Raw genomic sequence first — 12,006 nt, 5'->3', positions numbered from 1 at the left:
ATCCATGCTTAAACGGGGTTTAAAAGTCTTAAAAGAACGAAGAACATATTCAGTTACGCCAGAGAAGAATATTTCCAGACGTAGCGACTTGTGAAGTCCTACCGAGCGGAGAAGGGATTGGCGGGCAAAGAAATGCAACCGTGCCCATGCGACGTAGCGGCTACCACTTTTGCATTTCCCCGCTAATTCCTTCGGAGCGGGCAGTCCCAACCCTCAGCGGGACGGAGCACTGAGCCTAGTCTGGAAATATTCTTCTCCCCACCGCAACCACCGTCTTTCAGACTTACCATGATTACCCTTTTGCGTTGTGAGAATAAAAAAGCACATCACCCTCTACAGGGGAATGTGCTTGGAACACTACTCTTCTTTTCCTGATAATCAGACGTCCTCTATTAGTCTATGTATCCAGCGACTCCTTTTTTAATCAAGTATTCCATCTCTACATCCAGGATCTTCTCGACGGTGATCTCATCCAGCTTCACATCTGACTTACCCATGACGTAATCTACGAGATCATCAAAATCAACGTCGACATCACCTTTTGCATCTGCCTTCGCACTGTTCATGTACGCTTGCTCATGCTTGAGTACGATCATGATTTTTTGCGGGTCTACTTTTGTTTTCGCAGCTACATGCGCCACGAGTTCGGTTTCGTTTACTTGCTTACTCATTTATAGTCATCTCCTATTTCTCTTACCTTCTGCCATTTTACACTATCATTGCCCTTCCACACAGAAATGAAAGAAATCAAAATTATATCAGTCAAACAATCCTCGCTCTAGAGCTGCAAGAAGAGAAAATATTGTTTCCAAGAGACAATTTGCCCCACATTCAATTTTTATAAACGTCAGACTCAGGTCAACTTCGATATCGAAGAGCTAATTTTTAAATAAAAAGCATCAGTTCCTATATTTCCCGACTTGCTATTGGAAATATCATGCTTATGCTATGTAAATAATTATCCTGACTTTATGCTACGCGTATAAAACAGTTATTTCATAAAGACGAAAAAGAAGCTGGGAAAAACGAAATCTTCTTTCCCAGCTTCTTTACTTTTAAGGGACTTCTTAGACAATCCCTTGTCATGACTACTCTTCTCTTACGGATAACCAGATGTCTTTGACTAGTTCCATGAAGGTCTGGATTGCGGGTTCTTCTCGTCGGCGACCCAGACAGACCAGCGATGTTTCTGCTTTCTTGGAAAAGCGGTACAGCTCGATTAGTTCTCCTGTTCGAAGCTCTTTTTCCACGAGAACCTTACTGAGCAGGGCTATGCCTGTTTGGTTCAGGACTGACCGTTTGATCGTTTCTTCGCTGCTACATTTTATCACAGAGGGTGGGCTGTAGTTTAACTCCAACAGGCATTGGGTAATAAATTCGTCGAGATTGCACCCCTCCTGATAGGACAAAAAAGGAAAGGTCACGAGTGCGTCTGCCAGTGTTTTGTCCTCCATCAAATCAGGAGAGGCAATCAAGGTAAATTGTTCCAAGTCCACGACGCTGGAATGAATACCTGGTTGCGAGGTGGTGCCCGCAATAATCCCAATATCCGCCTCGTGGGCCTGAATTTTTCTCAAAGTCTCCTGACTGGTGCATGAAATCACCTGCAGATTGACCTGTGGATGTGTCTCGACATAAGCTTTCAGAATTTGGGGCATGTATTGTATGCAATAAAACTCCGGGGCCGCCACGACTAGCGGTCCTACAGGCATGTCTAAGTGATTAAGTCCCTCCGCCATGTGCTGGAGAACGTAGAAAAGCTGATCCGTATGCTGCTTCACTATTTTTCCGGCCGGTGTCAAAAACGTGCGCTTGCCTACCCGATTGAGCAAAGGATGTCCCAGCTCCCGCTCCAATGCTTGAATCTGGAGTGTAATCGTAGGCTGGCTGTATCCGAGTTGCTCTGCGGCCTTCGTCAGGTTCAAATGCTCGGCAACGACCTGAAATGTCTTCAGATTGCGTAACTCCATGATTGATTATCCACTCCCTCACCGAACGACACCCATTCTTCGTGTAAGTGCATGTTCAAAAAGTCGGCTTTTTGAACAACCTCAGTTAGAAAAAGTGTAGCCGAGAGTGGCTCTATGTTCAACCGATACCCTATGCGTGCTTCCCTATAATCTCCGCCAGCTTGTGAGCCGTCTCCTACTCTATCCCTTATTTGCGTGACTCCAAAAACTCCGATACCTTTGATAGACCCACTTGAAGTACTTCCGTCGAGCAGGCGTACCCGATTCGTAACCACCCTTCCATGTCAAAGCAACTGCCTGGTGTCAAAAACGCCCCTGTCGTTTTAAACAGGTCAATGCAAAACGTTTCCGAAGGGATATCCAGCTCGTACTTGAGCATTGCAGTTGTCCCTGCCTGCGGCTTGACGTAAGAAACCAACGGCTCCTTTGCTACCCATTCGTCGAGTATTTGCAGGTTGTCACGCACGATCTTCAGGTTGCGCTCCATGATCTTGTCGCGGTTTTTCAGCGCATGGACAGCCAGCATGTCATCCAGCATCCCGCAGCTTATGGTTGTGTAGTCGCGGTGCGTCAAGCAGCTCTTGATCACGTCCTGAGGTGCTGCAATCCATCCCAGACGCAAACCCGCCAATGAAAACACTTTGGACATGCTACTTGTCGCAATCCCTTTTTCGTACAAGTCGACGATCGATGGCACCACAACCTCTGGGTCTTGGTGCAAATTACGATACACCTCGTCACACAGCACATAAGCGTCAACGGAGCGGGCAATCTCTACGATTTCTCGCAGCAACCCTTCACCCATCAAAGCTCCAGATGGATTGTTCGGATTGTTGATACAAATCAGCTTGGTCTTGTCTGTAACGAGCGAGCGCAGCTCATTCAGATCAGGCAGAAAATCATTTTCCGGCAAAAGTCTGAGCAGCTTGACCTGCGCTCCGAACGACTCCGGTACCGAATAAATTTGCTGATAGGTCGGATGAACGGTAATGACTTCGTCACCAGGCGCAACGAGCGAGAACAAGGTGAGAAAATTCGCTCCAATCGCCCCGTTCATCGCCAAAATGTTCTCCGGCTTCATCGTTTGGTACATACTTGCAACGAGGCTGCGAAATTCCGGCGAACCCTCGATATGACCGTACGTCAGCTTCTTCTGGGCCATCTCGCGGAAAAAATCTTCCGGCTCATCGGAAAGGCGAATCAACTCTTCTACCGTCAGCGAATCAACACATGTTTCGGCAATATTGTAAACAGCTTCCATCTCGTAAGCGTTCATCCATTCTTCTACTTTAAAAGGTGCAATTCTCATCGTCGTTCCTCCTTATCCTATCCTTTCACTTTTACAGATCCACTATCGTACCTACACCGCGCTTATCCGCCACTTTCAAAATGTGTGCAGCTGTCAGTAAATCTTGAAACGCGATCCCGGTGCTATCAAAAATCGTGATTTCTTCTGCGTGTTGTCGTCCTTGGACATGACCTGGGATGACATTGCCGATCTCTGCTGCGATATTGCCTTCTGTTATCAGGCCCTTTTTTACAGCTACCTTTGTCTCTCCCACGCGTACAGCCTGTCCTACATCATCAACGAAGACGCGCGCTTTTGCAAAAAGCCGTTCATCGATTTCCTGTTTTCCTTCCATGTCTGCCCCGATGCAGCTAATATGCGTCCCCGGCTTTACCCACTCCGCCTGGATCATCGGTTCACGTGAAGGGGTTGCGGTGATGATAATATCTGCTTTTCTAGTCGCTTCTTCGAGGTTGTCCACTGCAATAAACTGCACGTCACAACGGCTGGCATAACACTCGTACTCTTCTCCTGCATATTTGGAGACGAATCTGGTCAAAAGGTTTTCTTTGATATTGGCGGCAAAGCTTTGCGCCTTCTCTGGTGATCGCGGATTGCAGATGTACACCCGCTTGATCTCTGTCATCGTCATCAGTGTCGCCATGATTTGAAAAGGAGCCTGGTGTCCCGTCCCGACAATTAGCAGGTTCTCCGATTCGCGACGAGCCAAATACTTTGCCCCGATTCCACCGGCTGCTCCTGTACGCATACAAGTAATGTGCTCTCCACTCAAAATCCCCTGCGGTACACCCGTTTGGCTGTCCAATACCATCACCGTACCAACTAATTGTGGCAGACCTTTCTTGTCATTGTCACCGAACCACGAGACGAGCTTGAGTCCAAATATATCCGCTTGGGGCAAATGACCGGATTTGATATCCATGTCCGCTCTACCCTCGACGAACTCATGAAAAATGAGCGGAAACAACGTAGCCTGCTGACTCGATTTCATTTGATAGGCTTGCTCGACCACTTCAATCACGCTGGCCATATCCAGCACATCTTCGGTAGTTTCCTGATTTATGACGCGAAATGGAAACATGTCTATCTTCCCTCCCCACTGTTTCTTTCACACTAACACAGTTTTTTAGGGCGAAAAAATTGAAAGATCCAATGGTTCCTATTAAAAAAAGCAAACCCTCCACCAACAGATGCTGGAATGGAGGATTTGCTTATGCTCCACCGATTCTTGCCGAAATCGTTGTAGCTTGACGTTTCACTTTTTCGATGAGTAGGGGCAATCGATCTTCTGTCACCCGAAAGCATGGGGCATTGATCGAGAGCGCTCCGACGAGTTGATTTCCGTAGCCGATGATCGGAGCGGCAACTGCCATGGTGCCTTCCGTCTTCTCCTCGTAACTGATCGCATAGCCACTTTTCTTGGCTTCACTCAGCTGCTCCAAAAATGACGGCTGCTTGTCTCGTGCAAGCTGGGCGGAAACGACCCTTGTAATCGCATCCTGCTTCAAATACGCGAGAATGATTTTACTGGGGGCGCCAATTGTGAGAGGTATTCGCTCCCCCAGGTTTTCGTCTATGCGTATTTTCAGTGGACTTTCTACTTTTTCGATCGGCATCGAATCCGTTCCGGCCAATACGTTTAGGAAGATACTCTCCTCGACTTCATTCGCCAGCTCCTCCATGAAAGGTCTCGCTACAGCTCGCAGGTTTAGCTTTTCATGCAGGATAAAACCGATTTCCATCCACGTATATCCCGGCTTGTAATGCTTGGTGACTGGGTCCTGCTCAACCAATCCGAACTGGATCATGGATTCGAGAAAACGGTGGAGCGTACTGATTGGTAGACCTGTTGCGCTCGCTAGCTCCGAAATCGGCCAAGCATGTTTTTCGTCTGAAATCAGTACCCGAATAATTTTCATCGCCCGTTCGACTGATTGAACCATCCTTCTTTCGTCCTCCATGACAAAAAGTTACGCTGCAACACTCGTGTTATCTTTCGTTTGTTTAGTGGGGGCTTTCCCTTTGGCAAGCCTTGCTTCCAGCTTATTCACAAAATACGAGAAGATCATGATCAGTACGAGATAGTACAACCCGACGACCATATACGTCTCCAGCTGCTTGTAGTTGGATGCTGCCTCACCGAGACCCGTTCCCCATAAATCCTGCATCCCTACGTAGGCGACCAGCGAAGAATCCTTCAACCCGATAATAAACTGATTGCCAAGCGATGGGATCGCCCGACGGAACGCCTGCGGCAAAATGATTCTTCGCATCGCCAACGGGTACGACATTCCGAGTGATCTGGACGCTTCCATTTGCCCGCGGTCGATAGACTGGATGGAGCCTCGGAAGATTTCCGCAATATACGCACCGTTATGAACGGCCAGCGCGATGGCCCCAGCCCAAAACTGCGACAGCGTGACCATATTCGCCAAGCCGAAGTACAGAATACAAATTTGTACGATCAATGGCGTTCCGCGAATGACGGTAATGTAGGTGTGCGCGATGTAGTTCAATGCTTTGGAATCGGATATCCGGAAAAAGGCAATGACAAGACCTACCACACAACCGAGGAGCAGGGCAACCGCCGTCAACTGAACCGTGAGCCATGTCGCTTTTAGAAAAAGGGGATAACTGGATAGAAAAATATCAATAATCACGTTTAATCCTCCTCACATGAAGCGTTAAAAGGAGGGCGTCCACCACGGACACCCCGTTGCCCACTTACTGTTTTTGCAAGATGTTTCGGCCAAACCATTTTTGGCTGATCTTCTCATAGGTGCCGTCTTTGACGATCTCATCCAACGCCTTGTTGATCCGCTCCACTGCCTCTGAATCACCCAAGCGCACAGCGATTGCTTGCTCGTCAAAGCTGAGTGGTTCGCCTACATCAATCACTTTTCCGCCGCCTTCTTTAATGAATCGCAAGCCTACTACCTGGTCGGTAATCACTGCATCGAGACGCCCTGTCGGCAGGTCGAGCAAAGCCGTGATATCGCTATCATATTGAGTGATTTTGTCTTCATCCGTCAGCTTTTTCGCCCAATCCAAGTAGTTGGATGCTTTCACGACACCGATCTTTTTGCCTTTCAAATCCTCTTTGGTCTTGATTGTTGTATTGCCCTCTTGTACGAAAATTTGCGAACCGGATCGGTAGTATGGATTGGTGAACAAAACAGCTTTTTGGCGTTCAGGTGTGACGGTCAAGCTTCCGATGACAGCGTCGTATTTTTTCGCGTCCAGGCCAGGGATGATCGTTTCGAATGGATTGGTGATCGGCACTGCGTTCATGCCCATTTTTTCTGCCAGCGCTTGTCCAATCTCTACGTCAAAGCCAGTCAGTTGCCCGTTTTCCTTGAAGCTAAACGGCTTGTACACGCCACTCATGGCGTACGTAAAATCCTTCTTTCCACCGTCTCCAGCAGTTTGTCCACCTGCTGCCGGTGCACTTCCCTGTGATCCACAAGCCGAGAGCAACAACGAGCCTACTAGGACAGTGGACAACAAAATTCCGGACCATTTTGCACGCTTTTTCATTGGTGATTCCCCCTGTATTCATCTCTATATTTAATGGATTTTAACGGATACTTCCTAAAAACTGCTTGGTACGATCATGCTGCGGGTTTTCAAAGAATTCTCTCGGCGGTCCTTGCTCCAGGATTTGCCCATCGTGCATGAACACCGCCCGATCTGCTACTTCACGAGCGAACCCCATTTCGTGTGTCACGACGATCATCGTCATTCCTTCTTTGGCGAGCTGCTTCATGACCTGTAGCACTTCACCGACGAGCTCGGGATCGAGTGCAGAGGTTGGCTCATCAAACAGCATGATCTTCGGCTTCATCGCAAGAGCCCGGGCGATGGCAACCCGCTGCTTTTGTCCACCAGAGAGCATGTCCGGGTAGACATCGGCTTTGTCCTGCATATTTACTTTTTTCAGGAGCTCGTACGCTAATTGTTTGGCTTCTGCTGCACTCATCCCTTTGACGTGAACTGGTGCCTCGATCACGTTTTCCAAAACGGTCTTGTGCGGAAACAGATTGAAGTGCTGAAAAACCATGCCGACCTCGGCGCGGAACTGATTCAGATTCGTCTTGTGTGGATCAATTTGCTGGCCGCCGATTCGAATCTCTCCGCTGTCATAAAATTCCAGAAAATTCAAACATCGGAGTAAAGTACTTTTGCCTGATCCACTGGCTCCAAGCAAGACGACAACTTCCTTTTCTTCCACCGTGAGCGTAACGCCCTTCAACACGGTTAACGGGCCAAAAGATTTGACAAGCTGCTTAACCTCAATCATCCTGCTATCCCCCATTTATCTCCCGGATGAATTGCGTATTCCTTTTTCCGAATACCGGAAACGTTTTCTGATTTAAATTATAATTATATATTTTCTGATATTCAAGAAAAATATGTTTTATTGAATAAATATTCATGATAAGAATATGGAATAGTTTTCCTCCCCGCTTGGAATGAATAAATGAGAGTGTTTTATACATCAAGGAGGATCGGGATGAAAGTAGCAACGTGCTTCTATGTAGGACTCATCATCATTTTTCAGCTCTCCGCCTGTTCGCTGCCAGGTCCACAAGCAGCACCACTCCCACAGCAAGCGGCTCCATCTGACCCTGATCCGGAAGTCAAAAGACCGGCAACCGATGAGATCAAAGGTCGAATCATAAACAATCAGTTCACGGTGCCGATCCCGATCACCGAGACATCTACGTTATGACCCCGCGACTCCAGACGGAAAGCTTTATGGGCAAATGGTCATGTCCCTTGAACAGGTAAAAAATGCGTTTTCCGTTCAGTAATAGAAAAAAGTGGTTAGCAGCGCAGAGTCTGCTCAACCACTTTTTCGCGTAAAGACAAATAGTTTCCCATCCGCGTTCAACACTTGTGTCCCTTGGCCAAGCTCGATCCAAGATCGCGCCCAGTGTACATGCCCACAGCAGACGAGTACTGGAGAGTGTTGCTGCAAGCACTCACGAATTTCAGGTAAGCCTTGCAGATCAAATGAAGGCTCATCCGGACCTTGATGAAGTAACAATATGTCAGGCTGCTTCCGAAGCAGCTCCCGCATTCCTTTCAGGAACTCCTTCCTTTCCCTCCGATTCGGTTTATCCGCACGACCTACGATTCCGCCCAGGCCCGCAATACGGAGCTGGCTGACTTGCACTATTTCAGGATCATTGATTACGGTGATATCTGCCATGTGTTGAAGCTGTGCGAATGAACCCGAGTCAAACAAATCGTGATTGCCAACAACCCCGACCACCTCTCCAAACTCGCGTTGAAAAGCTTTCCACACGGAAGAGGGATCGCCGCTACTTCCCCGTTCCCATGGATCGGCATACAAGTCACCGCATAGCAAGACCAGAACGCGTTCCCTTGAAATGAATGGCTTTTCGATTTGGAGTAACAGTGAAACCATCTCTGGCAACGCTTCGCCAAGCAGTACCTGCTGCTCGTGCCGAGACTCTATCACCCCTTGCAGATCGGAAGTAATGATGATCGCATCATAAGCATCAGGAATATTCACCATTTCCCCAAAAAAGATGGGCAACCTGCTCGGAACAACACCTTTGCCATTCGCGCCTGCTGCTAGATAGGGAACCTGCTCGACGGGTTCTTCTCCGATCTTGGTAATCTGGATCACGAACGCAGCTGCTCCCTGACTGCCATCAATGCAAAACCGAGCAAATTTTCTCCCCGCCACTTCTCGGGCTGTTCCGCATGCGGATGATCTTGGGCCATCCCGATTCCCCATATCCGATCATAAGGACTCGCTTCGACAATAATGCGATCACCTGTGTCCAAGAGGTATGCTTTCAAATCGGCATGCTGGCTGAATTTTAACAGGTTTGCTTGGCGAACAATCGCCGTCTTGTTCGCATTCCACACAGCCTCGTCAAAGGAATGAACCTTTCGTCCCAAATCCTTCGCTTGTTTCGGATGATTTTTCCTCAGTATTTCATCACGGATGGCAAGATCGCCGAATAGTTCAGCCTTTTTCGCCATCATGTAATGCTCAGCGGTTAGGTACGTGATACCGTTCTCTACAAAAGCGGCCGGATACCATTGGCTGAAACAAGATTTATCGGTCGTGCCTGAATCCTTCTGTGTATGTCCCCAAAAGAACAAGTATTTCACTCTGGTCTTCTGCGATTCTTTGAGTAAGCTTTGGACGTCATGTATGTGCGCCATCGTTGTATCCCCATCTTTCTTTTATAGACAATCCCATGTATACGAAACCTTTGAAAAATCCAGACGAAGCAGGTCCTCCCTGCGAATGAAGAAGTTGCCCACTCCGCTATCTCCCCACGAGACATAGTAATCGTAATTGTCGCCTTCCATATCCAGTTGAAGGAGCATCTCCCATCCATCCTGATTCCCATACTCCTGGGTAAAGTAGGGATATCCTCCGATCCGTGACCCGCTTGCATCGGCGAGGTCCCAATATTTGGAGTAGGCCACTTGATTCTCATCGGTAGGTAGCTGATAATTCACCGCCTGTGGATCTCGATGAGGGACGTACTGCGACTCTAGTTTTCCTGTCACTTTATATGGCCCACCTAGTACCGGACTGTACACGTCAGGGTCCTCTGGTTGAAAGGGGTCAATTTCCTGTGTGTCCATGACCTCTTCAAAATGGAGCACGTGAAAGGATTGATCCATCAATCCGAAGGTATCATCCTCCTTGACAAAAAAACTGGTCAATCCACTAGCAGGGTAGCCATCGAGTCGCGGCATTTGCGTCCAGTTGATTTGTGCGAGAAACAAGCAGTCGTTTCCGTCTTCATCCTGTGGGTATGGCATTTGTGGCGGCAGCCAAGGCTTTCCGCCCACCTTGCTATCTGTTAAGGTAGCCGGTTCTTTCGTCAGCGTGAGCTTAATGGATGACTTCGCGGATTTTTGGATGTGTTCCAAAAACTCTGGGGTCCATTGGTTATTTGCATCTAAGAAGTTCAAGGAAGATCACCTCGGATATTGAAACATATGGAAAATGGTTACCTTATTTTATCTGAACCATCTACCTATCCGCAAATTTCTTACATCACTTGCGCAGCAGGATGCCAGCCTGTGGTATACCAAGCCAGAAGCCAGAGGTAGGCATGGCAATCACCCCGACCACACATATCCCGAGTATCGTCCACCCAAAGGCAGCCGGCGTCTCCATTCCCTTCTTTTTCATCAGCCAATCCGCCATATATCCGAGCAACATCAGCAAAAAGCCAAACATCAGAAACCAGAAAGCAGCAACTTCTTCTTTCCCTACCCCATTCCAAAAGCCATTAGCAACAATCTGCTGAAGCGGCTCCGCGTATAAAAACAGACCGACAACCGTATGCAGCAGTCCTGTCAGGATGAGAGTGAAGCCCATTTGGCGCTTGATCCCACTTACCATGTCCATTCGCTCCTCTCAAGTTGGCCTATTCCGAAAATCGTCAGCACCCGATTCAATCCAGTACGTCTCAATGCTGGGCAGCCCCTTCCCTTGCGCTAAAACGAATGATCAGCCGATCTTCCGCATATTTCGCTCCCGTCACCTGTCGCCCCATTAACACTCGTGGCAAGATGACTTTTCGCTTGTAGGCGCCAGCATTTACGGTCAATTCATCCCCTGTTTGCGTTAAATCCAGCGCTGCCTTATCCACAAAAGGAATCATCAGCTCCAAATGCAGCTCACCATCCACTTCTCGAATCAGTTCCGTTCTGCCCTGATAAAGCTTGGCGGATGGGTCTTCTGTTCCAAAAACGATATCAGCCAATTCTTCTAACACGGGAAGCCCAATCACTTCTTTTGGCATCATCGGTGCTTTCAAAATCGGCAGCGGCTGAAAGTTTTCCACGATTTCGTTCTCATACTTACGTTGCAGCTCTCGCCAGTGGGCAAAAAATCCTTCTCCCGCTTCATCCGGAAGCACCCGATTCACGATGATGGCATCCGTATTGAACCCGAACAGATTCAAGTACGTAAACGAGCGCTTTGCTTCCGCAAGTACCATTTTTTCTGGATTTACTACGATCCTAACTGATGTGATCTCCGGGTCCAAAACAATGCGTTGCATTTCCTCCAGCCCCCGGGCGAGCTGCTCGACGCTGTTTAGCACATCATCAGAAGGAAGCTCTACTTTGTTGACGATCTTGGCCACTGGGCGAACCAGTTTGATCAGCTTGCGTTCCGTCGGAAAAATTTTCTCTAACCACCAATTCAATACGTTGGGATAGCTGAGCAGACGCAGGGTTTCTCCGGTTGGGGCACAATCTACTATCAGGACGTCGAACTGCCCGCTTACGGCGTGTTCCTTGATCTGTAGCAAACTGAACATTTCCTCCATGCCAGGAAAAACAAGCATCTCTTCCGTCGTAATATCAGTCAGCTGTGCTTTGTCGAGCAGTGTTGTCAGCCATCCCTGAACGGCTCCCCAATTGCGCTCGGTTTCCCGCAGACTGTTTACTTCCTGGCCCCATAAATTTTCGCTAATGAGTACGGGGTCTGGTCCGATCACAGTCCCCAATGAATCTGCCAAACTGTGTGCCGCATCCGTACTGAGTACGAGCGTCCTCTTTCCCTGCTTTGCCAGCTTAACAGCCGTTGCTGCTGCAACACTTGTCTTGCCAACTCCACCTTTGCCAGTGTAGATGATGATTCTCATCTCGACTCTCTCCTTCACGGTCCATTTAGTACGATTTCGTAGTAATTAAACAAAAAAAGAAGCAGAT

At 48.2% G+C, this 12,006-nt stretch carries 14 protein-coding genes; 1 reads left to right on the top strand and 13 read right to left on the bottom strand.

Going from position 1 to position 12,006, the window contains the following annotated elements:
- Positions 1-392: 392 nt before the first annotated feature.
- The 8 genes from HP401_RS34445 to HP401_RS34410 form a co-directional block, all read right to left on the bottom strand.
- Positions 393-671 carry a hypothetical protein gene (locus HP401_RS34445; protein ID WP_015892771.1) on the bottom strand — a complete coding sequence of 93 codons (279 nt, stop codon included), beginning with the start codon at positions 669-671 and terminating at the stop codon, positions 393-395.
- Between the two features lie 417 nt (positions 672-1,088).
- A complete protein-coding gene (locus HP401_RS34440; protein WP_173607054.1) occupies positions 1,089-1,970 on the bottom strand; it encodes a LysR family transcriptional regulator in 882 nt (293 codons plus the stop codon).
- Positions 1,971-2,157: 187 nt separating this feature from the next.
- Complete coding sequence (locus HP401_RS34435; RefSeq protein ID WP_173607053.1) at positions 2,158-3,279, bottom strand: aminotransferase; 1,122 nt, start codon at positions 3,277-3,279, stop codon at positions 2,158-2,160.
- A gap of 31 nt (positions 3,280-3,310) precedes the next feature.
- The gene (locus HP401_RS34430) at positions 3,311-4,360 is read right to left on the bottom strand and encodes an ornithine cyclodeaminase family protein (protein WP_173607052.1); all 1,050 of its coding nucleotides are present in this window, start codon (positions 4,358-4,360) and stop codon (positions 3,311-3,313) included.
- 130 nt (positions 4,361-4,490) lie between these two features.
- On the bottom strand, positions 4,491-5,222 hold the full coding sequence (locus HP401_RS34425; RefSeq protein ID WP_173607051.1) for an IclR family transcriptional regulator: 732 nt from the start codon (positions 5,220-5,222) through the stop codon (positions 4,491-4,493).
- A gap of 27 nt (positions 5,223-5,249) precedes the next feature.
- Entirely contained in the window at positions 5,250-5,939 is a 690-nt protein-coding gene (locus HP401_RS34420) for an amino acid ABC transporter permease (RefSeq protein WP_173607050.1), read from the bottom strand.
- A gap of 64 nt (positions 5,940-6,003) precedes the next feature.
- Positions 6,004-6,816 (bottom strand): ABC transporter substrate-binding protein, encoded by an 813-nt coding sequence (locus tag HP401_RS34415; RefSeq protein ID WP_173607049.1) that lies wholly within the window; start codon positions 6,814-6,816, stop codon positions 6,004-6,006.
- Positions 6,817-6,856: 40 nt separating this feature from the next.
- Positions 6,857-7,579, bottom strand: a complete 723-nt coding sequence (locus tag HP401_RS34410) for an amino acid ABC transporter ATP-binding protein (protein ID WP_142498640.1) — start codon at positions 7,577-7,579, stop codon at positions 6,857-6,859.
- Between the two features lie 213 nt (positions 7,580-7,792).
- On the opposite strand from HP401_RS34410, the gene HP401_RS34405 reads away from it, so the two are divergent.
- Complete coding sequence (locus tag HP401_RS34405; protein ID WP_254457187.1) at positions 7,793-8,011, top strand: hypothetical protein; 219 nt, start codon at positions 7,793-7,795, stop codon at positions 8,009-8,011.
- A gap of 114 nt (positions 8,012-8,125) precedes the next feature.
- On the opposite strand, the gene HP401_RS34400 is transcribed toward HP401_RS34405, so the two are convergent.
- From HP401_RS34400 to HP401_RS34380, 5 genes are all read right to left on the bottom strand, one after another.
- Positions 8,126-8,938 carry a metallophosphoesterase family protein gene (locus HP401_RS34400; RefSeq protein WP_173607048.1) on the bottom strand — a complete coding sequence of 271 codons (813 nt, stop codon included), beginning with the start codon at positions 8,936-8,938 and terminating at the stop codon, positions 8,126-8,128.
- Positions 8,935-9,486 carry a riboflavin biosynthesis intermediates N-glycosidase gene (locus HP401_RS34395; RefSeq protein WP_173607047.1) on the bottom strand — a complete coding sequence of 184 codons (552 nt, stop codon included), beginning with the start codon at positions 9,484-9,486 and terminating at the stop codon, positions 8,935-8,937. Before HP401_RS34395 ends, HP401_RS34400 begins: the two co-directional genes overlap by 4 nt.
- A 21-nt stretch (positions 9,487-9,507) precedes the next feature.
- Positions 9,508-10,251 (bottom strand): YwqG family protein, encoded by a 744-nt coding sequence (locus HP401_RS34390; RefSeq protein ID WP_173607046.1) that lies wholly within the window; start codon positions 10,249-10,251, stop codon positions 9,508-9,510.
- An 85-nt stretch (positions 10,252-10,336) separates the two neighbouring features.
- Positions 10,337-10,693: a DUF6463 family protein gene (locus tag HP401_RS34385; RefSeq protein ID WP_254457186.1), complete on the bottom strand. Its 357-nt coding sequence runs from the start codon at positions 10,691-10,693 to the stop codon at positions 10,337-10,339.
- A gap of 61 nt (positions 10,694-10,754) precedes the next feature.
- Positions 10,755-11,939, bottom strand: a complete 1,185-nt coding sequence (locus tag HP401_RS34380) for an ArsA family ATPase (protein WP_173607045.1) — start codon at positions 11,937-11,939, stop codon at positions 10,755-10,757.
- Positions 11,940-12,006 lie beyond the last annotated feature (67 nt).

Origin of the sequence: Brevibacillus sp. HB2.2 (genome assembly GCF_013284275.1) — a bacterium.
Taxonomy (GTDB): Bacteria; Bacillota; Bacilli; order Brevibacillales; family Brevibacillaceae; genus Brevibacillus; species Brevibacillus brevis_D.
Note: the sequence above shows the minus strand (reverse complement) of the source record. Positions and strands in the feature narration are given on the sequence as shown.

What these genes read in the sequence shown, in the direction of transcription:
- HP401_RS34410 (WP_142498640.1), bottom strand. Translation starts at nt 7,579, where the DNA reads ATGATTGAGGTTAAGCAGCTTGTCAAATCTTTTGGCCCGTTAACCGTG.
- HP401_RS34440 (WP_173607054.1), bottom strand. Translation starts at nt 1,970, where the DNA reads ATGGAGTTACGCAATCTGAAGACATTTCAGGTCGTTGCCGAGCATTTG.
- HP401_RS34430 (WP_173607052.1), bottom strand. Translation starts at nt 4,360, where the DNA reads ATGTTTCCATTTCGCGTCATAAATCAGGAAACTACCGAAGATGTGCTG.
- HP401_RS34415 (WP_173607049.1), bottom strand. Translation starts at nt 6,816, where the DNA reads ATGAAAAAGCGTGCAAAATGGTCCGGAATTTTGTTGTCCACTGTCCTA.
- HP401_RS34445 (WP_015892771.1), bottom strand. Translation starts at nt 671, where the DNA reads ATGAGTAAGCAAGTAAACGAAACCGAACTCGTGGCGCATGTAGCTGCG.
- HP401_RS34385 (WP_254457186.1), bottom strand. Translation starts at nt 10,693, where the DNA reads ATGGACATGGTAAGTGGGATCAAGCGCCAAATGGGCTTCACTCTCATC.
- HP401_RS34395 (WP_173607047.1), bottom strand. Translation starts at nt 9,486, where the DNA reads ATGGCGCACATACATGACGTCCAAAGCTTACTCAAAGAATCGCAGAAG.
- HP401_RS34435 (WP_173607053.1), bottom strand. Translation starts at nt 3,279, where the DNA reads ATGAGAATTGCACCTTTTAAAGTAGAAGAATGGATGAACGCTTACGAG.
- HP401_RS34425 (WP_173607051.1), bottom strand. Translation starts at nt 5,222, where the DNA reads ATGGTTCAATCAGTCGAACGGGCGATGAAAATTATTCGGGTACTGATT.
- HP401_RS34405 (WP_254457187.1), top strand. Translation starts at nt 7,793, where the DNA reads ATGAAAGTAGCAACGTGCTTCTATGTAGGACTCATCATCATTTTTCAG.
- HP401_RS34380 (WP_173607045.1), bottom strand. Translation starts at nt 11,939, where the DNA reads ATGAGAATCATCATCTACACTGGCAAAGGTGGAGTTGGCAAGACAAGT.